This window comes from Pseudomonas aestiva (genome assembly GCF_039908605.1).
GTDB classification, from domain to species: domain Bacteria; phylum Pseudomonadota; class Gammaproteobacteria; order Pseudomonadales; family Pseudomonadaceae; genus Chryseomonas; species Chryseomonas aestiva.
In genome coordinates this window covers 1479232-1498967 of the sequence record NZ_CP150916.1, presented here as the reverse complement: position 1 = coordinate 1498967, position 19736 = coordinate 1479232, and the positions used below count along the sequence as shown (strand labels likewise).

Annotated in this window: 20 protein-coding genes; 13 read left to right on the top strand and 7 right to left on the bottom strand. The window is 67.4% G+C overall.

Features of this window, described 5'->3' with window-relative positions:
- The first annotated feature begins 91 nt into the window (after nucleotides 1–91).
- Genes paoA through AABM56_RS06885 form a run of 3 tightly spaced genes read left to right on the top strand, consistent with a single transcriptional unit; the run spans nucleotide 92 to nucleotide 3970 of the window.
- Nucleotides 92–760, top strand: coding sequence for an aldehyde dehydrogenase iron-sulfur subunit PaoA (gene paoA, locus AABM56_RS06895; protein ID WP_133859727.1), 669 nt, complete (start codon nucleotides 92–94; stop codon nucleotides 758–760).
- Nucleotides 757–1737 carry a xanthine dehydrogenase family protein subunit M gene (locus AABM56_RS06890; RefSeq protein ID WP_133859728.1) on the top strand — a complete coding sequence of 327 codons (981 nt, stop codon included), beginning with the start codon at nucleotides 757–759 and terminating at the stop codon, nucleotides 1735–1737. Before paoA ends, AABM56_RS06890 begins: the two co-directional genes overlap by 4 nt.
- 10 nt (nucleotides 1738–1747) lie before the next feature.
- Nucleotides 1748–3970: a xanthine dehydrogenase family protein molybdopterin-binding subunit gene (locus AABM56_RS06885; protein ID WP_133859729.1), complete on the top strand. Its 2223-nt coding sequence runs from the start codon at nucleotides 1748–1750 to the stop codon at nucleotides 3968–3970.
- Between the two features lie 16 nt (nucleotides 3971–3986).
- On the opposite strand, the gene AABM56_RS06880 is transcribed toward AABM56_RS06885, so the two are convergent.
- Together AABM56_RS06880 and AABM56_RS06875 are read right to left on the bottom strand one after the other, a co-directional pair.
- On the bottom strand, nucleotides 3987–4883 hold the full coding sequence (locus AABM56_RS06880; protein WP_133859730.1) for a DMT family transporter: 897 nt from the start codon (nucleotides 4881–4883) through the stop codon (nucleotides 3987–3989).
- 22 nt (nucleotides 4884–4905) lie between these two features.
- Complete coding sequence (locus AABM56_RS06875; RefSeq protein ID WP_347883927.1) at nucleotides 4906–5808, bottom strand: DMT family transporter; 903 nt, start codon at nucleotides 5806–5808, stop codon at nucleotides 4906–4908.
- 105 nt (nucleotides 5809–5913) lie between these two features.
- Between AABM56_RS06875 and AABM56_RS06870 the strand changes: the two genes are divergently transcribed.
- The 5 genes from AABM56_RS06870 to AABM56_RS06850 all read left to right on the top strand — a co-directional run bounded on the left by AABM56_RS06870 (nucleotide 5914) and on the right by AABM56_RS06850 (nucleotide 8899).
- Nucleotides 5914–6870 (top strand): LysR substrate-binding domain-containing protein, encoded by a 957-nt coding sequence (locus tag AABM56_RS06870; protein WP_263258943.1) that lies wholly within the window; start codon nucleotides 5914–5916, stop codon nucleotides 6868–6870.
- Nucleotides 6871–6924: 54 nt separating this feature from the next.
- Nucleotides 6925–7302 (top strand): lysozyme inhibitor LprI family protein, encoded by a 378-nt coding sequence (locus AABM56_RS06865; RefSeq protein WP_133859733.1) that lies wholly within the window; start codon nucleotides 6925–6927, stop codon nucleotides 7300–7302.
- Between the two features lie 70 nt (nucleotides 7303–7372).
- Nucleotides 7373–8029, top strand: coding sequence for a DUF2726 domain-containing protein (locus AABM56_RS06860; RefSeq protein ID WP_133859734.1), 657 nt, complete (start codon nucleotides 7373–7375; stop codon nucleotides 8027–8029).
- Nucleotides 8030–8045: 16 nt separating this feature from the next.
- A complete protein-coding gene (locus tag AABM56_RS06855) occupies nucleotides 8046–8372 on the top strand; it encodes a hypothetical protein (protein ID WP_133859735.1) in 327 nt (108 codons plus the stop codon).
- A gap of 53 nt (nucleotides 8373–8425) precedes the next feature.
- The gene (locus AABM56_RS06850) at nucleotides 8426–8899 is read left to right on the top strand and encodes a GNAT family N-acetyltransferase (RefSeq protein WP_133859736.1); all 474 of its coding nucleotides are present in this window, start codon (nucleotides 8426–8428) and stop codon (nucleotides 8897–8899) included.
- 585 nt (nucleotides 8900–9484) lie between these two features.
- On the opposite strand, the gene AABM56_RS06845 is transcribed toward AABM56_RS06850, so the two are convergent.
- Complete coding sequence (locus AABM56_RS06845) at nucleotides 9485–10501, bottom strand: LacI family DNA-binding transcriptional regulator (RefSeq protein WP_133859737.1); 1017 nt, start codon at nucleotides 10499–10501, stop codon at nucleotides 9485–9487.
- Between the two features lie 186 nt (nucleotides 10502–10687).
- Between AABM56_RS06845 and AABM56_RS06840 the strand changes: the two genes are divergently transcribed.
- Both AABM56_RS06840 and AABM56_RS06835 read left to right on the top strand, forming a co-directional pair.
- On the top strand, nucleotides 10688–11221 hold the full coding sequence (locus AABM56_RS06840; RefSeq protein WP_133859738.1) for a gluconokinase: 534 nt from the start codon (nucleotides 10688–10690) through the stop codon (nucleotides 11219–11221).
- Between the two features lie 203 nt (nucleotides 11222–11424).
- Complete coding sequence (locus AABM56_RS06835; protein ID WP_133859739.1) at nucleotides 11425–12777, top strand: GntP family permease; 1353 nt, start codon at nucleotides 11425–11427, stop codon at nucleotides 12775–12777.
- A gap of 4 nt (nucleotides 12778–12781) precedes the next feature.
- Here the strand turns inward: AABM56_RS06835 and AABM56_RS06830 are convergent, their stop codons facing one another.
- The 4 genes from AABM56_RS06830 to AABM56_RS06815 all read right to left on the bottom strand — a co-directional run bounded on the left by AABM56_RS06830 (nucleotide 12782) and on the right by AABM56_RS06815 (nucleotide 15528).
- Nucleotides 12782–14335 carry an alkaline phosphatase D family protein gene (locus AABM56_RS06830; RefSeq protein WP_347883926.1) on the bottom strand — a complete coding sequence of 518 codons (1554 nt, stop codon included), beginning with the start codon at nucleotides 14333–14335 and terminating at the stop codon, nucleotides 12782–12784.
- A gap of 61 nt (nucleotides 14336–14396) precedes the next feature.
- Nucleotides 14397–14699, bottom strand: coding sequence for a putative quinol monooxygenase (locus AABM56_RS06825; protein WP_347883925.1), 303 nt, complete (start codon nucleotides 14697–14699; stop codon nucleotides 14397–14399).
- An 88-nt stretch (nucleotides 14700–14787) separates the two neighbouring features.
- Nucleotides 14788–15192 carry an RcnB family protein gene (locus AABM56_RS06820; protein WP_133859742.1) on the bottom strand — a complete coding sequence of 135 codons (405 nt, stop codon included), beginning with the start codon at nucleotides 15190–15192 and terminating at the stop codon, nucleotides 14788–14790.
- A gap of 84 nt (nucleotides 15193–15276) precedes the next feature.
- The gene (locus AABM56_RS06815) at nucleotides 15277–15528 is read right to left on the bottom strand and encodes a hypothetical protein (RefSeq protein ID WP_133859743.1); all 252 of its coding nucleotides are present in this window, start codon (nucleotides 15526–15528) and stop codon (nucleotides 15277–15279) included.
- Nucleotides 15529–15699: 171 nt separating this feature from the next.
- On the opposite strand from AABM56_RS06815, the gene AABM56_RS06810 reads away from it, so the two are divergent.
- The 3 genes from AABM56_RS06810 (at nucleotide 15700) to trmA (ending at nucleotide 19659) form a co-directional block, all read left to right on the top strand.
- The gene (locus AABM56_RS06810; protein WP_166655860.1) at nucleotides 15700–17091 is read left to right on the top strand and encodes an MFS transporter; all 1392 of its coding nucleotides are present in this window, start codon (nucleotides 15700–15702) and stop codon (nucleotides 17089–17091) included.
- Between the two features lie 122 nt (nucleotides 17092–17213).
- Nucleotides 17214–18509 carry an NCS2 family permease gene (locus AABM56_RS06805; protein WP_027602630.1) on the top strand — a complete coding sequence of 432 codons (1296 nt, stop codon included), beginning with the start codon at nucleotides 17214–17216 and terminating at the stop codon, nucleotides 18507–18509.
- Nucleotides 18510–18570: 61 nt separating this feature from the next.
- Nucleotides 18571–19659, top strand: a complete 1089-nt coding sequence (trmA, locus tag AABM56_RS06800) for a tRNA (uridine(54)-C5)-methyltransferase TrmA (protein WP_133859744.1) — start codon at nucleotides 18571–18573, stop codon at nucleotides 19657–19659.
- The last annotated feature ends 77 nt before the right edge of the window (nucleotides 19660–19736 follow it).

The following is a 19736-nucleotide window of genomic DNA, read 5'->3' as shown; positions in this document are numbered from 1 at the left end:
TTCATGCCAGCAGCCCAGTGGCCTGAACCCCACTGCCACCGGGGTAGTCATCAGAACTCCCGTGATGTGCCCTAACGATGAGAATCCGACCATGGCTTCCGACTCCGATGCACGCTGGCGCCTGTCGCGGCGGCAGTTTCTCGGCACCTCCGCGGTGCTGGTGGCGACCAGCGCCATTCCCGGCTACACCTTCGCCCAGGCCAGTGGTGGCGCACCCCTGACGCCCCAGGCCATCGCCGCGCGGCTGCCGCAACTGCTGCCGCTGACCCTGCAGATCAATGGCGAGGCGCGCAGGCTCAAGGTCGACAGCCGTACCACCCTGCTCGATGCCCTGCGCGAGAACCTGCACCTCACGGGCACCAAGAAGGGCTGCGACCATGGCCAGTGCGGCGCCTGCACGGTGCTGGTGAACGGCCAGCGCATCAATAGCTGCCTGAGCCTGGCGGCCATGCACGAAGGCGACACCATCACCACCATCGAAGGCCTGGGCAACGCCGAGCGCCTGCATCCCATGCAGGCGGCCTTCCTGGCCAAGGACGGCTTCCAGTGCGGCTATTGCACCCCGGGGCAGATCTGCTCGGCGGTGGCTCTGCTGGACGAGGTCAAGGCCGGCATGCCCAGCCATGTCTCGACGCGCCTCGACGGGCCGATGCGGCTGAGCGAGGAAGAAATCCGCGAGCGCATGAGCGGCAACCTCTGCCGCTGCAGTGCCTATCCCAACATCGTCGCGGCCATCCAGATGGCGGGGGGCCAGGCATGAGGGTCTTCGACTATCAACGCGTGCAGACCGAAGCCGATGCCAGCCGCCAGGGCGCCCAGGCCGGCAGCCGCTTCATCGCCGGGGGCACCAATCTGCTGGACCTGATGAAGCTGGAAATCGAAACGCCCAGCCAGGTGCTGGACATCAATCGCCTGCAGCTGGACCAGATCAGCGCTACCCAGGAGGGTGGCCTGCGCATCGGTACCCTGGTGCGCAATTCCACCCTGGCCGCCGACCCCCGGGTACGGGGGCGCTATCCGGTGCTCTCCCGTGCGCTGCTGGCCGGCGCCTCGGCGCAATTGCGCAACAAGGCCACCACCGGCGGCAACCTCCTGCAGCGCACCCGTTGCTCCTACTTCTACAACACCGCCATGCCCTGCAACAAACGCCAACCCGGCAGCGGTTGTGCGGCCCTGGGCGGCTTCAATCGGATGAACGCGGTGATCGGCGCCAGCGACCAGTGCATCGCCGTGCATCCCTCCGACATGGCGGTGGCCATGCGCGTGCTGGACGCCACGGTGGAAACCCGGGAAGCCACTGGCCGCACCCGGCGCATTCCTATCGCCGACTTCCATCGCCTGCCCGGTGACACCCCGCAGATCGAGACGGTGCTGCAACCCGGCGAACTCATCACCGCCGTGACCCTGCCGCCGCCACCGCCCGGCATCCAGGTCTATCGCAAGGTGCGCGATCGCGCTTCCTATGCCTTTGCCCTGGTGTCCATGGCGGCCATCGTCGAGCTGGACGGCACGCGTATCCGCAGCGGTCGCGCGGCGTTCGGCGGCCTGGCGCACAAGCCCTGGCGGGTGGCGGCGGCCGACCGGGCCTTTGCCGGCCAGACCCTGGACAGCGATCTGGCGGCCGTGGGCGATGCCCTGCTCGCCGGAGCCCGTGGCCATGGCCACAACGATTTCAAACTCGAGCTGACCCGTCGCATCCTGCGCGCCGGGGTGGCCGACGCTCGCCAACAGGCCTGAGGACAGCAGCATGGAAATGAATGAACCCGCTGGCCGCAACCTGATCGACGAGAATCGCGGCGGCCTGATCGGCAAGCCCATCGATCGCGTCGACGGCCTGCTCAAGGTCACCGGCCAGGCGCCCTACAGCTTCGAATTCCGCAACGATCGCGTCGCCTACGGCTTCATCGTCGGCGCCACTATCGCCAAGGGCCGCATCCGGCGCCTGGACACCTCGGCTGCGGAGAGCGCGCCCGGTGTGCTCAGCGTGCTGACCTATCGCAATGCGCCGCGCCAGGCCGCCCGCGAGCCGGACAACAGCGGCCGCTTCACCCGGCCCAAGCCCTACCTGGACAGCGACCAGGTGCGCTATTTCGGCGAACCCGTGGCCTTCGTGGTGGCCGAGACCTTCGAGGAGGCGCGCCTGGCGGCGGCCCTGGTGGAGATCGACTACGCGGCCGAGCCGGGCGTCTTCGACCTGGCCGCCAACCTCGGCCAGGCGGTGAAGCCGCCGGATGCCGATCAGCCCACCGACACCGCCTCGGGCGATGTGGATGCCGCCTTTGCCCGGGCGCCGATCAAGCTCGACGAGCGCTACACCACGCCCTACCACATCCATGCGCAGATGGAGCCCCACGCCAGTCTCGCCCAGTGGGACGGCGACCGGGTGACGATCTATTGCTCCACCCAATTCGTCGAGCAGGCGCAGAGTTGCGTGGCCAATACGCTGCAGCTGCCCAAGGACAAGGTACGCATCGTGGCGCGCTATATCGGTGGCGGCTTCGGCGGCAAGTTGCCGATCTATGCCGATGCCCTGATCGGCGCCATGGCCGCCCGGGCCATCGGCCGGCCGGTCAAGGTCACCCTCACCCGCCAGCAGATGTTCCAGATCACCGACCATCGCTCGGCCACCGTGCAGCGCATCCGCCTGGGTGCCGACCGCGATGGTCGTATCCAGGCGATGGCCCACGAGGGCTGGTCCCATTCCGCTCGTGGCCTGACCTACTACGAACCCACCGGCCTGTCCTCGCGTACCCTCTATGCCGGCGATGACCGCCTGGTAGCGCACCGCATGGTCGAGCTGGATTTGCCCGAGTCCGGCTCCTGCCGGGCGCCCGGCGAAGCCGTGGGGATGCTTGCCAGCGAAAGCGCCATGGACGAGCTGGCGGTCATGCTCGCGCTCGATCCCATCGAGCTGCGCATCCGCAACGAACCCAGCCAGGACCCGGAAAAGCACATCCCCTTCTCCTCCCGCAAGCTGGTGGAATGCATGCAGGACGGCGCCCGCCGCTTCGGCTGGACCAAACGCAATGCCAAGCCCGGTCAGGTGCGCGACGGCGACTGGCTGATCGGCATGGGCATGGCCGCGGCCAGTCGCGCCAACATGCTCAGGCCGTCCCAGGCCGGGGTCCGCCTGGAGGCCGATGGCACGGCCACAGTGAAGACCTCGATGACCGATATCGGCACCGGGACCTACACCATCCTGGCGCAGATCGCCGGCGAGTCGCTCGGCTTGCCGGTGGAGCGAGTCAAGGTGCTGCTGGGCGACAGCGACGATCCGGCCGGGGCCGGCTCCGGCGGCTCCTTTGGCGCGGCCAGTTCCGGCTCCTCGGTCTATGTCGCCTGCGAGAATCTGCGCCTGAAGGCGGCGCAAGCGGCGGGCCTCGATCCGGCCAGCGCCCGCTTCGTCGGTGGCCGGCTGATCGCCGACAACGGCAGTCGCGACCTCGCCGAACTGGCGCGCGAGCACGATCTCCAGGCCATCGGCGAGATCAAGCCGGGGCAGACGCTCAAGGACTATTCCCAGCAGGGCTACGGGGCCTTCTTCGCCGAGGTGGGGGTGCACGCCCTCACCGGCGAGATCCGCCTGCGGCGCATGCTCGGGGTGTTCGCTGCGGGGCGCATCCTCAACGAGAAGACCGCCTATTCGCAGATGCTTGGCGGGATGATCTGGGGGGTGGGCAGCTCCCTGCACGAAGAAGGGGTAATCGATACCCGCCACGGCCATTTCGTCAACCATGACCTGGCCGACTACCACTACCCCTGCCATCTGGACATCCCGGCCATCGAAGCCCATTTCCTGCCGGAAGTGGATGACAAGGCCAATCCGCTGAAGATCAAGGGCGTCGGCGAACTGGGCATCTGCGGCGCCGGGGCCGCCCTCACCAACGCCGTCTACAACGCCTGCGGGGTGCGCATCCGCGACTATCCGCTGACGGTGGACAAGGTGCTGGCCGGACTCAAGACGGCCTAGCGACGGGCGGCGCGGTTCAGCGCGCCGCCTTGCTTCCCGCCCGCGTTGCCAGCAGCACCCCACCGATGGCGATGACCATGGCCACCCAGGCCAGGGGCGGCAGGGTTTCGCCCAGCAGCAGCCAGGCGCTCAGGGCGGCGCCCGGCGGCACGCAGAAGAACAGCGCACTGACCCGCGCCGCCTCGCCGGCGCGGATCATCCACACCAGCAGGCTGATGGCCAAGAGCGAGTTGGCCAGCACCAGATAGGCCAGGGCACCGATGAAGGCCGGCGCCCAGTGCACCGGGCTATGCTCGAACAGCAGCGCCAGGGGCGCGCAACACACCAGGCCGACGCTGTACTGCACCAGGTTGTTGGTGACCGGATGCTGGGCCACGCCCAGGCGCTTTTCGTAGAGCACGGCGCTGGTCATGCCCAGCAAGGCGCCGACCGCCAGGCAGATGCCGAACAGCGACTCCACGGCGACGCTGGCGCGCGCCACGATCACCCCGATGGCGCCGAGCAGTCCCAGGGCCAGTCCCAGCCACTGCAGCGGCGCCACCCGCTCGCCCACCAGCAGGGGCGCGCCCAGAGCCACCAGGATGGGTTGCAACGAGGCGACCATGGCCACCACGTTGGCCGAGGCACCCATCACCAGGGCGCCATAGCTCATGCCAAAATAGACGCCCTGGATCAGAAAACCCACCACCGCCAGATTCGCCCATTCCCGCCGGGTGCGCGGCAGCGGCGGACGCAGGAGCAGGAAGGCGATCAGCAGCACGCTGAAAGCCAGGGCATAGCGCATCGCCAACAGGGTGAAGGGGGGCGCATAGGCCAGGCCCACCTTGGACACGGCGAAACCGGCGGACCACAGGGCCAGGAACACCAGGGGGATGAGGCGCAGTAACCAGGGATTCAGCGAAGTGGACGACATCGGACGCTCAGGGCCAGGCGAGTCAGCGGGACGCGACTCGCGAGCGGGAAGGATAGCTGACGATCAGCAGGCCGCTGAGCACCAGGGCCGTGCCGGCGAGAAAGCCCGGCCCCGGAGTCTCGCCCAGCAGCCAGACGCCCATCAGCACACCGAACAGCGGCGTCAGCAGGGTCAGCACGCCCAGGGGCGCCGCGCGATAGCGACTGAGCAGGACGAACCACCCGAGCAGGCTGATGCCGGCGACGATGAACACCTGGAAGGCCAGACTCGACCAGGCCAGGGAATCCAGCCCGGCCAGATCCAGTCGCTTGCCAAGCGGCAGGGCCAGCGCCAGCAGCACCACCCCGGTCACTCCGAGTTGATAGAACAGGGTGCGCAACGGCGGCGCCTCGGCCAGGGCGCTGCGGCGGATCAGCACCGTGGTGGCGCCCCAGGCGGCACCGCCGACCAGGCCGATCAGGTCGCCCTGCCAGCTGGTGCCGCCGCTCGGCTTGCCGACCAGGAAGGCGCAGACCACGCCACTGGCCGCCAGCAGTATGCCCAGCCACTGGCGTCCCGACAGCCGCTCGCCTGGCACCAGCCAGTGCAGGCCGCAGGCGGCGAACAGCGGCGCCGTATAGATGAACACCACCATGTGCGCGGCGCTGGTGTACTTCAGGCCCACCGCCATGCAGAGGAACTCCAGGGCGAACAGCGAACCGGCTAGCAGCCCGGGAATCAGCGTCCGGTCACGGCCCAGGCAGCGGATGCCGCGCCAGCGCGCCAGGCCATAGAGCAGCCCGGCCGCCAGCAGCGAACGCCAGCCGATCTGCAGCAAGGGGTCCACCTGCTCGGCGATGGCCTTGATCGCCGTCTGCTGCAGGCCCCAGACCAGGCAGAGCACCAGCATGACCAGCACGGCGGGGAGGTCGAGATCCTTGCGCATGGGCGTCGTTCCAGGAAAAAAGTGAGCCTGCAGGATGACCGTGGCTGAACAGGTCGGACAAACGATGTTTAATGGGCGTCAGGCTCAGGAAAATTAAGGCTCAGCGTGACCACTGCCCCTTCCCTCAACGCCCTGCGCGCCTTTGCCGCCGCTGCGCGACACCAGCACTTCGCCAAGGCCGCGGACGAGTTGCATGTCACGGCCGGCGCCATCAGCCGGCAGATCCGCCTGCTCGAAGCCGAGCTGGGGCAGCCGTTGTTCGAGCGCCTGCCCCAGGGCGTACGGCTCACCGCCCAGGGTCGCGCCCTGGCCGGGGAGATCGCGCCGCACCTCGACGGCCTGACCCGCGCGGTCGCCCGGGCCCGGATCAAGAGCAGTGTCCTGACCGTCAGCGCGCCCCCCACCTTTGGCCAGGAATGGCTGTTGCCGCGGCTGGAAGACTTCCAGCGCCAGCATCCGGATATCGAGGTCTTTCTCGACGCCTCGTCCGCCATCGTGCCGCTGGGCACCGAGGGCGGTGCCCAGGCGGCGATCCGCTATGGCCGCGGCGACTGGCAGGATGGCGAGACGCGCCTGCTGCTGCGCGAATGGATCTTTCCGGTGTGCAGCCCGGCGCTGATCCCGGCGCCGCTGACAGGGCCCGCTGCCTTGCTGGACTATCCGCTGCTGCATGCCGAATGGCCCGGCGGCTGGCGTTCGGGTCGCCCCAGCAGCCGGTCCAACGCCTGGCAGGACTGGTTCGCCAGCCAGCAGGTGCCCCTGGGCGACAGTCTGCGCGGTCCGCGCTATTCACTGAGCGGCATGGCCCTGCAACAGGCGGCCGCCGGCAAGGGCGTGGCGCTCGGCGGCGGCGTGCTGGCCCAGCGCCTGCTGGCCAGCGGAGCCCTGGTCCGCCCGCTGCCGGATCGGTTCGACCAGCTGTCGGCCCAGGCCTACTTCCTGGTGTTGCCCAAGGGCGCGGTGGATGCACCAGTACAGCGCTGGATCGACTGGCTGCTGGTGCAGATCCGCCATTTCCGCGAGACCCAGGGCGAGCCGCAGGAGACCGGCGGCGCCTGGTGAGCGCCGGGCTTTTACGGCAGTCTAGGCGGCCTGCCCTTGCAATAGTCAGCCTGCATGATCACCTGTCGCCTGTCCGCCCTGCTCGCCCTGCTGCTCTCGACCGCTGCCCTGGCCGCCGAACAGGCCCCGGCCACCTGCGATCGCCAGGGCAGCGAGTCGCAGCTGGCGGCCTGCGCCAGCCAGGACCTGGCCGTGGCCGAAGCCCGGCTGGCCGACGTCTACGGGCGCCGGCTGGCGGGTCTCTCCGCTGCGCAACGCCCCGCTTTCGAACGTCTGCAACACCTCTGGCAGGACGATCGCGCCCCCCGCTGCGCCACCGCGACGCGGGGTTTCCAGGGCGCCATGCAGCAGCTGCAGTATCTGAGTTGTCTGAAGTCGGTGACCCTGCTGCGGCTGGACGATCTGCAACGGCAACTACCGCGGCGCGACTGACACTTCGTCGCCACCGCTGCTGTCCGGCGCCGGAACTCACTATCATGGCGCCCCGCTGTTGGAGTTCGAGATGTACGAGCGTTACCTGCCCCTGCTGGTCCTGGCCGGACTGCTGCTTCTGGGGGCGCTGTGGTGGTGGCAGCGCCGGCGCCAGGCCGCCTTTCCCTACCGCCAGGTCGAAGCCCTTTTCACTCCCGCCGAACAGGCCTTTCTCACGGTGCTCGACGAAGCCGTGGGCGACGACTACCGGGTGTTCGGCAAGGTGCGCATCGCCGATGTGGTCCAGACCCTGCCGCTGCGCGACCGCCGCCGCTATCTGATCGCGCAGAACCGTATCAACTGCAAGCACTTCGACTTCGCCATCTGCCGGCGTGACGACCTCGCCGTGCACGCCGTGGTCGAACTCAACGACAGGTCGCACCTGCAGCGCCATCGCCAGCAGCGCGATCGCTTCGTGAGGTCGGTGTGCGAGGCCGCCCAGTTGCGCCTGGTGGAGATTCCCGCGGCGGCGCGCTATTCCGCCACCGCCGTGCGCGATGCCGTGTTCGGCGGGCGCCGTCCGCGCACCCGGGTAGCGCCCCCCAGCCAGGCGCTGGCGCCGGAATGCCCGGAGTGCCAGGCTCCCATGGTCCGCCGTCGCGCGCGCAGCGGTCGCCACCAGGGGCGGGAATTCTGGGCCTGCTCGAACTACCCGGATTGCCGCGCCCTGCTCGACATCGACGACTGACCAAGGGGCCCCTGCCATGCGTTATCCCACCACCCCGGACGGACGCTACTTCGTGGTCAGGGGCCGGCTCTGGCGCTGCGCCGATCCCAGCCTGCCCGCCGATCGCCGCGACGCCCTGACCCATGAGCTGATGGATGCGCGCCGCCAGGTGGGCGTAGCCAAGCGCCAGGTTGACGAGGCTGCCCTGCGCAGCGCACGCGCCGCGGTGGACGCCGCCAAGCACGCCCTGGGCGAGCGCGGACCGGTCTGGTGGACCGACGGCGAACCCGACTACAACCGGCGGATGGCCCGGAATACCCCCTATGCCGACTGGTACCGGCAGCTGGATGTCGAGACTTCCTGAGCCGCACCGCGCGGCGTAAGGTGAACGGCTGAATCCTCTTGCGAGCACCGCTCTTGCGTATCCGCCCCGCCTTCGTCACCGACCTCGCCGCCATCTGCCGGCTGGCCGAACAACTCGCCGAGCAGCATCACCGGCAGGCGCCGGCGACCTTCGCCAAGCCCTCCGGCGGCTGGCGCGACCAGGACTACTGGGCTGCCCAGCTGGAGCCGGAAGACGGGGTGCTGTTCGTCGCTGACGCCAGCGACGAACTGGTCGGCTTCGTCACCGCACGCCTGTCCGATACCCGCTCGATTTCCTTTCTGCAGCCGCTGATCCTCTGCCGGATCGGCACCCTGGTGGTGTCTGCCAGCCACAGACGGCAGGGCGTGGGTGCGCGGCTGCTGGAAGCCGTGGAAGCCTGGGCCCGGGACAACGACGTCGACGAATTGCGCCTGGAGGTGATGGAGTTCAACGAGGACGCCCAGGCCTTCTATGCCCGCCAGGATTTCCAGGGGCAGTCGCGGATTCTGGCCAAGGCGTTGCGGTAGGGTTGGCTGCCGCGCGATCGCGGCCATGAGTGCGATGGACCAGCACCCTCACCCCAGCCCTCTCCCAGGGGGAGAGGGGGTTAGCGGAGCGGTCGGCGGCCACCGCGCAGGACCCTGTAGCTTGGGCTGAGCGCAGCGAAGCCCAACAGACCTACTCCAGGCGCCCACTGTTGGGCATCGACGATGGCACCATCTCAACCCAACCTATACCGGCACCGTAGGTTGGCGCTGAGCGCAGCGAAGCCCAGCACACCCACTCCAGGCGCCCACTGTTGGGCTTCGACGATGGCACCGTCTCAACCCAACCTACATCGGCACCGTAGCGTGGAAAACGGCGTAGCCTTTTCCACGAGGAGCCCGCCACGAGGGCTTGCCTCACACCCGCCCTTCCCAGGAGAGAGAGCAGACGCTTGGAGCGGATGCTCGTTTTCGATGGCTCAGGCGATAAGAAAGCTGCTCCCAATGGAGACATCGACACCTACTGCGAGTAACTGTCCTATCGCGGCCATGGGCCGCTCCTACAGGAGAGATCGGTACCTGTAGGAGCGGCCCATGGCCGCGATGATCCGACGCGAGCGACCAGCCCTACACACTCTCCCGACTCACCAGCTCGAATCCCAGATCCACGCAGGTCGGTTGGCTGCGGCCGTCGAGCAGCCCCAGCAACAGGGTCGCGGCCTGGCGCCCTACCGCGGCGCGGGGGGTCTGGATGGAGGTCAGCCGGGGCACGGTATGCGCCGAGCCGGGCAGGTCGTTGAAGCCCAGCACCGAGATCCGTTGAGGTATGGCAATGCCCAGCCGCTGGGCCTCGAACAGCGCGCCCTGGGCCAGGTCGTCGTTGCAGAAGAACAGGCCGTCGACCTCCGGCCGCCGGGCCAGCAGTTCGCGGAACTGGCGGGCGCCCAGGCCCACGGATGACGGCTGTGGATCCAGCACATCCAGACTCGGGTCATAGCAGCCCGCCGCGCGCAGCACCTCGCGAAAGCCCTCGCCCCGGGCCAGCGCCCGCGGGTCGAGCTGGGCAGCGACATAACCCAGGCACTTGCGCCCCGCCGCCAGCAGATGCCGCGCCGCCGCGGCGCCGGCGGCGTGCTGGGAAAAGCCGACGCTGGGCACCGACCCCGCCGGATCCAGCTCCATCATGTGCACTCGCGGCACCCCGCTAGCAGCCAGCAGCTGGCGTGCGGCGTCGGTACGGTCGAAGCCGGTCAGCAGCAGTCCGCGGGGCTGATAGGCCAGGTAGTTGCGGATCAGCTTCTCCTCTTCCACGGGATCGTAGTGGTAGTTGCCGATCAGCACTTCCAGGCCACGGGGACGCAGCACCTCGTGGATGGCCTCCAGCGGCTCGATGAACAGATGGTTGGACAGCGAGGGGACCAGCACCACCACCGAATGCCCCTGGGCGGAGGCCAGGGCGCGGGCGGCCGGATTGGTGACATAGCCAAGGCGCGCGGCAGCTTCCTGCACGCGGGTGACCAGCTCGGGCGCCACGCTGGCGACACCGCGCAGGGCACGCGAGGCCGTGATGGGGGAAACACCAGCCTGCAGCGCCACCTCGGTAAGGGTGGGCCGACCGGAACTACGAGAACCCGTTCGATTCATTGTTATGGTTTCAGGCTTGTCAGAGACGGAGAACGCGCCTAAGGTAGCGCTGTCTCACCAGACACTACAAGCCTGGCGTGCCCTTCCAGGACACGTCGGCATTCGGCCTAACAAGATCGACAAGAACTGGAAGCCGCTACCTTTTTCCTTTTCCGGGGTAGCGCTGTCTCCAGACCGGAGGTGACGATGAACATTCCCATTCCCGCGCTGGTGGTCATGGGCGTCGCAGGCTGCGGCAAGAGCAGCGTCGGCGCGGCCATTTCCGAGCAGGACGGTGGCCGCCTGATCGAAGGCGATGCCTTCCACCCCGCCGCCAACATCGCCAAGATGAGCGCCGGCATTCCCCTCGACGATGAAGATCGCGCTGGCTGGCTGACCCGCCTCGGTGAGGAACTGGCCGCCGCCGTGGCCGCGGGCGAACGCCCGGTACTCACCTGCTCCGCGCTCAAGCGCCGCTACCGTGACCAGTTGCGCCAGGCCGTGCCCGGTCTCGGCTTCGTCTTTCTCGAACTGACTCGCGAGACCGCCGCCCAGCGCGTCGCCAATCGTCCGGGGCACTTCATGCCCGCCAGCCTGATCGACAGCCAGTTCGCCGCCCTCGAAGCACCCCACGGTGAACCGGCTACGCTGGTAGTGGATGCACGCGACAGCCTGCCCGCCATCGGCACCCAGGTGTCGGCCTGGTGGACCACCTCGGCGCGCCTGGCCCAGCCGGCCTGACGAGACAGCGCTATCCATTCCAACCCTTGGAGTCTGTTCAAAGTCTCGCGAGCTAGAGACAAACAAGGCGAAAAGGGCTGAGGAAGCGGAGTTTACGAAGGGTAAATGAGCATTCCGAAGCCATTTTCAACGCAGTTTGGCCGACGCGCAGCAGACTTTGAATAGGCTCTTACAACGCCCACAACAACAATAGGAGAGGCGCCATGTTCGGCATGGACCACAACAGCTTCCTTCTGCTCGACGCCCTGGTCACCATCATCGGCCTGGTGCTGCTGATCACCAAGTTCAAGGTCCATCCCTTCATCGCCCTGACCATCGCCTCGGGCTTTCTCGGCCTGACCTCCGGCATGCCGGTGGAAAAGGTCATGAAATCCTTCCAGGACGGCTTCGGCGGCGTACTCGGCTTCGTCGGCATCCTGCTCGGCCTGGGCACCATGCTCGGCAAGCTGATGGCCGATTCCGGCGGCGCCGACCAGATCGCCCAGACGCTGATCCGCGCCTTCGGCATCAAGCGCGTGCACTGGGCGATGATGTTCGCCGCCTTCCTGGTGGGCATCCCGTTGTTCTTCGAGATCGGCTTCGTGCTGCTGGCACCCCTGGTGTTCATCGTCGCCCGCCGTACCGGGCTGTCGCTGGTCAAGCTGGGCATCCCGCTGCTGGCCGGCCTGTCCGCCGTGCATGGCCTGGTGCCGCCGCACCCGGGTCCGCTGCTGGCGGTCGGGGTGTTCGGTGCCGACATCGGCAAGACCATCTTCTATGGCCTGCTGGTCGGCCTGCCCACCGCCATGATCGCCGGTCCCCTTTTCGGTGCCTGGATCTCCAAGCGCATCCCCGGTTCGGCCAACCCCGAACTGGTCGCCCAGATCGCCCAGGAGACCGACAACCGCAATCTGCCGGGCTTCGGCATCACCGTCTTCACCGTGCTGCTGCCGGTGATCCTGATGCTGCTCAAGGCCTTCGCCGACATCTTCTTCGCCGCCGACAACCACTTCCGCATCTGGATGGACTTCATCGGCCACCCCATCACCGCCCTGCTCGCCGCCCTGCTGCTGAGCTTCTACAGCTTCGGCACCGCCTGCGGCTTCTCTCGCGAGAAGATCGTCAAGCTGCTCGACCAGAGCCTGGCGCCAGTGGCGGCCATCGTGCTGATCGTCGGCGCCGGCGGTGGTTTCAAGCAGATGCTGGTGGCCAGCGGCGTGGGTGAGGTGATTGGCAACCTGGCGGTGCAGACGCAGATCTCGCCGATCCTGCTGACCTGGCTGGTGGCAGCGGTGATCCGCGTGGCCACCGGTTCCGCCACCGTGGCGACCATCACCGGCGCCGGCATCGTCGCCCCCGTGGTGGCGCTGATCCCCGGTGTGAACAAGGAATTGCTGGTACTGGCCGCCGGTGCCGGTTCGGTGATCCTCTCCCACGTCAACGACGCCGGCTTCTGGCTGGTGAAGCAGTACTTCAACATGACCGTGGCCGAAACCTTCAAGACCTGGTCGATGATGGAAACCATCCTCTCGGTGGTGGCCCTGGCCTTCATCATGCTGCTGTCGCTGTTCGTCTGATTCGCTAGGCCGGGACGGCCCCTGGCCGCCCCGCCTCCACCACGAAGCTCGCCCGGGTGCCGCGTCCGGCATCCGGGCGCGTTCGATCACTGATGGTGCGCAGGTCCACCTGCAACCGCTCCCGCGTCAGCTCCAGGGCCAGATAGCCACGCTCCCGGCTGTCGAAGAAGCGCACCTGGGGATTCTCCGGCAACAGCGCCTGGAAACGGCGGTAGTCCGGTCCGTCCGAGGTGATGGAGGTGCCGACGAATTCGCTCGCCACTACAGGACTCCGCTCGTCTTCCGGCTCGCGGTGCAGGTCCGTCACCCAGAAGGAATGGATGTCCCCGCCCAGGGTTACCGGATTGGCCAGGCGACTGTCGACCATGGCCGCGAGCAGCCGCTCGCGAGTCGCCGGATAGCCGTCCCAGCCATCGGTCCAGCGCGCCGGATCGCCATCCGACAGCCGCTGCCGCAGGGGTGCCAGCAGGAGATCCTTGGCGATCAGATTCCAGCGGGTGGCATTGTGGCGAAAGCCATCCAGCAGCCAGCGCTCCTGCGCCTGCCCGAGCATGCTGCGCGTGGCGTCCCGCAGACCCGGGCAATCCGGGGCGACCAGCTGGCCACCGCGGGTCCTGGCCGTCGCGCAGGCCGGTTCGCTGCGGTATTGCCGACCATCGAGCAGATGGATCTCCGCCAGGTCACCGAAGCGCCACCGGTCATAGAGACGCAACGCCGTGCCCTGGGTCCGCCACCCGCGCAGTGGCGCATGTTCGCGAAAAGCCTGGTAGGCAGCCTGCCGCCGCGCGGCGAAGGCAGCCAGACTGACCCTGGGGTCCGCCGCCCAGGGACCGGAATAGTCGTTCTGCACCTCGTGGTCGTCCCAGGTCATGAGACTGGTGACATTGGCGTGCAGGTACTGCAGATCGGGATCGGTGCGGTACAGCGCATGGCGCCGGCGGTAACTGGCCAGGTCCCGGGCTTCCGGCAGGCCATGCCGACGCACCGCCGGCAGCGCCAGGGGCACGTTGACCTCGTAGATATAGTCCCCAAGGAACAGCGCCAGATCCGCCTGTTCGTCCGCCATGTGCCGATAGGCGCTGAAGAAGCCCTTCTCATAGTGGGAGCAGGAAGCGGCCACCAGCTTCAGGCGCTGCGGAGCGCTGGCTGACGGCGGTAGCGTAGTGGCGCGCCCGATACGACTCTGGTGGCCCAGCGCGGTGAAACGGTACCAGTAGGGCCGTCCCGGCAGCAGACCGGTCAGGGGGATGGACAGACAGAAAGCAGACTGTGGCTGTGCCTGGATTACTCCGCGCTGCACCACCTGACGCAGCCCCGGATCCAGGGCCACTTCCCACCCAGCCTTGACCGGACCATGCAGACCGCCCAAGCCGTCCTCGGCCAGCGGATCGGGCGCCAGGCGGGTCCAGATGACGAAGCCGTCGGTGGCAGGATCACCACTGGCGACGCCCAGGGTGAAGGGATCCGGCTGTGGCGTGCGAGCGCTGCAACCGGCGAACCAGGGTGCGCTCAGACCCAGGCCGAGCAGGCCCAGCGCTTGACGTCGAGAGGTACTCATCCAGGCCTCCAGGAAAAGAGGCCAGGGTGGCTCAGGCAGGTGACAACGGCATGTCGGCGGCTCAGGCCAGCGGCAATTCTTCGAGGATCATGACCTGTGGCGCATCGACCAGCAGACCGTCCAGATCGCTCAGCAACTGCTTGAAGTGAGGGGTTTGCTCGTGCTCGGCCAGGGCTTCGCGACTGGCCCAGCGTTCGACGAAGACATAGCGATCTGCATGGCTCGGATCGCGGTGCGGGGTATAGAAGTGACAGGCGGCTTCGGCGCGGGACGGCGCGACGATGGCACGCATGGCGTTTTCGACAGCCTCGGCCTGGCCGGGTTTGGCCTGCAGGATGGCGACGACACGGATTTCACTGGTCATGCAAAAAACTCCAGAAGGGGTGCTTCAGCCTGGCGGCTGGACATCCCGAATGCCACCGGGGCCGAGGGCCGGCCCCGGTCATGGTGGATCACTGTTTGGCTTTGACGATCTTGTCGATCACCGCATTGCTGCGCTTGATCAGCACATAGTCGGAGCCGATCTTGACCCATTGGCTGTCTTCGCCCGGCTGCTCCAGACCATGCTTCTTGAAATCCTTGATCACGTACTCGTCACGGATGTACTTGCGCGGCGCCCGGCCACCCTCTTCGAGTTCAAAGGTAGGATGATCAGGGTCGTGGGTGACCGCCTCATCGCTCTGACTGGCGTCCTTCTTGTTGACCTTGTTCTGGTACTGCGAGCTGGTGGGCTCCGAAGCGGCCTTGTCGGCGGCCGGCTTGGTTGGGGTCATGGATTCGGGCGCTGCCTGGACGTGCAGGGCTCCGGTCAGGACGACGGCGCCCAGCGCCAGGGAGAGCAGTGATTGCTTGGTCATGGGGTGTTTCTCCTCTGCGTTCGAGGTTTTGACCCCGGGGCCGGAGAAAAAGCTCCACGAATACCTACGGTTGCGCTGCTGGCCTTACAACCGTTCGTCCCGGTCGGCCTTTACCAGGGTCAGCACCCGCGGCAACTGGCGCGAGCGCTCGGTGGAAAAGGCGTCCAGCGCGCAGCTCAGCCGATAGGACTGCTGACTGAGTCGCGAGGCTTCCTGGCGCAAGGTGAGGAAGTTGAGGAAATAGCGCTGGTGCTGACGCTTGGCCTGGCTACCCCGTTCAAGCAGGCGCCGGGCTTCCGCCATGGCCACGATGTGGCTGTCGGTCACGTCCTTCATGCAACGGTTTCCTCGTGGCGATGACAATTATCGAACCTGTTTCTTCTCGACTTTAGCAGCCCGTCCGAACAGGGTGGTGAATCCTTTGACTTTTTATCGGCAAGCCAGGGCTGGCGTGCCTTGCGACGCCTCAGGCAGAGTAGCCCACCCCCCTGCCCAGAGGTGCAGCCCTTGGAACGCTGGAAGCTTCTCGCCGGCCTGGTGAGCTTCACCTTTTTCATGGAAAACCTGGACGCCACGGTGATCGCCACGGCGCTGCCGCAGATGGCCCTGTCCTTCGGCCGCGATCCGGTGGACCTCAACCTGGGCATCAGCGCCTATCTGCTGGCGATCGCCGTGGGCATCCCGGTGAGTGGCTGGATAGCCGAGCGCTTCGGTCCCCGCCCAGTCTTCACCCTGGCCATCGGCGTCTTCACCTTGGCCTCGCTGCTCTGCGGCATGGCCCAGTCCCTCGAACACTTCATCGCCGCGCGCATCCTCCAGGGGCTCGGCGGCGCCCTGATGGTGCCCGTGGGGCGTCTGGTGGTGCTGCAGGTCACCGAGAAGCACGAGTTGGTGCGCGCCATCGCCCTCATCACCTGGCCGGGCCTGGTGGCTCCCGTGCTCGGCCCGCCCCTGGGCGGCCTGATCACCACCTATGCCGACTGGCGCTGGATCTTCTACCTCAACCTGCCGCTGGGGTTGATCGCCCTGCTGCTGGCCTGGCGCCTGGTGCCCACCGACCTGCCGACCCAGCGCCATCCGCTGGACTGGCGCGGCTTCCTGTTGCTGGGTGGCGCCTGCGTGGCCTTCATGTGGGGCGTGGAGCGCCTCGGCCAGAACCATGGCAGCCTGGGCGTTAACCTGGCCTGGATGGGCATAGGGCTGATCCTCGGCACCAAGGCGGTGCGCCACATGACCCGGATCGAACGCCCGCTGATCGATTTTGGCACACTGCGCATCCCCACCTACCGCGCGGCCATCCTCGGTGGCGGCCTGTTCCGCGTCACCATCGCCACGGCGCCCTTCCTGCTGCCCCTGCTGTTCCAGCTGGCCTTTGGCCTGGACGCCTTCCAGGCCGGCCTGCTGCTCCTGGCACTGTTCGCCGGCAACCTGGCGGCCAAGCCCTTCACCACCGCCACCATGCGCCGCTTCGGCCTGCGCACCATCCTGACCGTCAACGGCCTGCTCAGCGCGTTCAGCCTGCTGGCCTGTGGCCTGCTCACCCCGGACTGGCCCTTGCCGGCGATCCTGCTCCTGCTGTTCTTCAGCGGGGTGTTCCGCTCGCTGCAGTTCACCGCCAGCAATGCCCTGGCCTTCGCCGACATCCCCAAGTCGCGGCTGAGCCATGCCTCCACCCTGTTCAGCACCAATTTCCAGCTGGCCATGGGCCTGGGCGTGGCCATCGCCGCCCTGCTGCTACGCGCCTCGATGGACTGGCACGGCCACCTCGATCCGCAACTGGCGGACTTTCGGCTAGCCTTTTGCATAGTGGCCGTGCTCGGCATCCTGAGCACCCTGGATGCCTTCCGCCTGGCCCGCAACGCAGGCGATTCGGTCAGCGGCCATACCTCTGGAAGTTGACCAGGCGGACAGGGCTCCAGGCGATGTCGATTGGGGGTTAGGGCTTAGCGTCTTACCCGTGTTTACCGACCTGTTATGATGCGCGCCTTTTTCCGATCAGACCGGCGCGCACGAGGCATCCCATGCTGGAAAGACTCTTCCAACTCAAGGCCCACAACACCTCTGTCCGCACCGAACTGCTGGCCGGGGTCACCACCTTCCTGGCCATGGCCTACATCCTGTTCGTCAACCCGAGCATCCTCGGCGCCACCGGCATGGACAAGGGCGCGATCTTCGTCGCCACCTGCCTGGCCGCCGCCATCGGCTCGGCGCTCATGGGACTCATCGCCAACTACCCCATCGCCCTCGCCCCGGGCATGGGCCTCAACGCCTTCTTCACCTACACCGTGGTCCTGCACCTGGGCCATACCTGGCAGGTGGCCCTGGGCGCGGTATTCCTCTCGGCGCTGATGTTCTTCCTGCTGTCGATCTTTCGCATCCGCGAATGGATCATCAACAGCATCCCGCTCCCGCTGCGCTCGGGCATCGCCGCCGGCATCGGCCTGTTCCTGGCGCTGATCGCCCTGCAGACCGCCGGCATCGTGGTGGGTAATCCGGCGACCCTGGTGGGCCTGGGCGACCTGTCCAAGCCGGGTCCGCTGCTGGCCATCCTCGGCTTCTTCCTGATCGTCGTGCTCGAGGCGCGCAAGGTCACCGGCGCGGTGCTGATCGGCATCCTGGTGGTCACCGTGATCGCCATCGCCCTGGGCGTCAGCGCCTTCGGCGGCCTGGTCTCCATGCCGCCGTCGCTGGCACCGACCTTCCTGCAGCTGGACATCCGGGGCGCCCTGGACGTCGGCCTGATCAGCGTCATCTTCGCCTTCCTGTTCGTCGACCTGTTCGACAACTCCGGCACCCTGATCGGCGTGGCCAAGCGCGCCGGCCTGATGGGAAAGGACGGCCATCTGCCGAAGATGGGCCGCGCCCTGATCGCCGACAGCTCCGCCGCCATGTTCGGCTCGCTGCTGGGCACCTCCACCACCACCAGCTACATCGAATCCGCCGCCGGCGTTTCCGCGGGCGGGCGTACCGGCCTCACCGCCGTGGTGGTCGCGGTGCTGTTCCTGCTGGCGCTGTTCTTCGCTCCCCTCGCGGGTAGCGTGCCAGCCTTCGCCACCGCCCCGGCGCTGTTCTTCATCGCCGTGCTGATGACCTCGGGCCTGGCCGAGATCGAGTGGGACGACCTGACCACCGCCGCCCCGGTGCTGGTCACCGCCCTGGCCATGCCGCTGACCTATTCCATCGCCAACGGCATCGCCTTCGGCTTCATCACCTGGACGGTCATCAAGCTGCTCTCCGGCCGTACCCGCGAGCTGAATTCGGCGCTGATCGTGCTGTCGATCCTGTTCGTCATCAAGCTGGGCTGGTTCAACGCCTGACCCCTCCCCTCGGGGCTCCGGCCCCGAGGTCTCCCCCGCCCCACCCTGCTCCGGATCTACCATGTCCCAACCCTCCTTCGTTCCCGCCGACTACCAGGCTCAACTCGACGCCAAGGCCGACCGCCTGCGCGAACTGCTGGCGCCTTTCCAGGCCCCCGAGCCGGAAGTCTTCGCCTCGCCGCTGCAGCACTACCGGCTGCGCGCCGAATTCCGCCTGTGGCGGGATAACGAGGAACGCCACTACGCCATGTTCGCCCCGGGCGACAAGCGCACGCCGATCCTCATCGAGGCCTTCCCCATCGCCAGCCAGCGCATCAACGATCTGATGCCGCGCCTCAAGGCCGGCTGGCAGGCGGACGTGGCGCTGTCGTTCAAGCTGTTCCAGGTGGAATTCCTCACCACCCTGAGTGGCGACGCCCTGATCACCCTGGCCTACCACCGCCCCCTGGACGCCGCCTGGCAAGCCGCCGCCGAGCGCCTGGCCGCCGACCTGGGCGTCAGCCTGATCGGTCGCTCCCGCGGCCAGCGCCTGGTGATCGGGCGTGACCATGTGCTCGAAGAACTGGAGGTGGCCGGGAGGACCTACCGCTATCTGCAACCCGAAGGCGGCTTCACCCAGCCCAATGGCACCGTCAACCAGAAGATGCTGAGCTGGGCCCACACCGCCCTGGGCGAGCGTGACGACGATCTGCTGGAGCTCTATTGCGGCAACGGCAACTTCACCCTGCCGCTGGCCAGCCGGGTCCGTAAGGTACTGGCCACCGAGGTGAGCAAGACCTCGGTCAACGCCGCCCTGCACAACCTGGCCAGCAATGGCGTGGACAACGTCACCCTGGTGCGTCTCTCCGCCGAGGAACTGACCCAGGCGCTCAACGAGGTCCGTCCCTTCCGCCGCCTGGCCGGCGTGGATCTCAAGAGCTACCAGTTCGGCACCGTCTTCGTCGACCCGCCCCGCGCCGGCATGGACCCCGACACCTGCGAGCTGACCCGCCGCTTCGAGCGCATCCTCTATATTTCCTGCAATCCGGAGACCCTGGCCGAGAACATCGCCCAGTTGCAGGACACCCACCGCATCACCTGCTGCGCCCTGTTCGACCAGTTCCCCTGGACGCACCATATGGAAAGTGGGGTATTGCTGGAGCGGCGTTGAGCATCGAGCTAGCCCGCGTGGAAAAGGCTGCGCCGTTTTCCACCCTACCCAGGGGCTGAGCGCCCACTCCTTGGGGG

Coding starts and splice junctions, on each gene's coding strand:
- paoA (WP_133859727.1), top strand. CDS start 92: ATGGCTTCCGACTCCGATGCACGCTGGCGCCTGTCGCGGCGGCAGTTT.
- AABM56_RS06890 (WP_133859728.1), top strand. CDS start 757: ATGAGGGTCTTCGACTATCAACGCGTGCAGACCGAAGCCGATGCCAGC.
- AABM56_RS06885 (WP_133859729.1), top strand. CDS start 1,748: ATGGAAATGAATGAACCCGCTGGCCGCAACCTGATCGACGAGAATCGC.
- AABM56_RS06880 (WP_133859730.1), bottom strand. CDS start 4,883: ATGTCGTCCACTTCGCTGAATCCCTGGTTACTGCGCCTCATCCCCCTG.
- AABM56_RS06875 (WP_347883927.1), bottom strand. CDS start 5,808: ATGCGCAAGGATCTCGACCTCCCCGCCGTGCTGGTCATGCTGGTGCTC.
- AABM56_RS06865 (WP_133859733.1), top strand. CDS start 6,925: ATGATCACCTGTCGCCTGTCCGCCCTGCTCGCCCTGCTGCTCTCGACC.
- AABM56_RS06860 (WP_133859734.1), top strand. CDS start 7,373: ATGTACGAGCGTTACCTGCCCCTGCTGGTCCTGGCCGGACTGCTGCTT.
- AABM56_RS06855 (WP_133859735.1), top strand. CDS start 8,046: ATGCGTTATCCCACCACCCCGGACGGACGCTACTTCGTGGTCAGGGGC.
- AABM56_RS06845 (WP_133859737.1), bottom strand. CDS start 10,501: ATGAATCGAACGGGTTCTCGTAGTTCCGGTCGGCCCACCCTTACCGAG.
- AABM56_RS06840 (WP_133859738.1), top strand. CDS start 10,688: ATGAACATTCCCATTCCCGCGCTGGTGGTCATGGGCGTCGCAGGCTGC.
- AABM56_RS06835 (WP_133859739.1), top strand. CDS start 11,425: ATGTTCGGCATGGACCACAACAGCTTCCTTCTGCTCGACGCCCTGGTC.
- AABM56_RS06830 (WP_347883926.1), bottom strand. CDS start 14,335: ATGAGTACCTCTCGACGTCAAGCGCTGGGCCTGCTCGGCCTGGGTCTG.
- AABM56_RS06825 (WP_347883925.1), bottom strand. CDS start 14,699: ATGACCAGTGAAATCCGTGTCGTCGCCATCCTGCAGGCCAAACCCGGC.
- AABM56_RS06820 (WP_133859742.1), bottom strand. CDS start 15,192: ATGACCAAGCAATCACTGCTCTCCCTGGCGCTGGGCGCCGTCGTCCTG.
- AABM56_RS06815 (WP_133859743.1), bottom strand. CDS start 15,528: ATGAAGGACGTGACCGACAGCCACATCGTGGCCATGGCGGAAGCCCGG.
- AABM56_RS06805 (WP_027602630.1), top strand. CDS start 17,214: ATGCTGGAAAGACTCTTCCAACTCAAGGCCCACAACACCTCTGTCCGC.
- trmA (WP_133859744.1), top strand. CDS start 18,571: ATGTCCCAACCCTCCTTCGTTCCCGCCGACTACCAGGCTCAACTCGAC.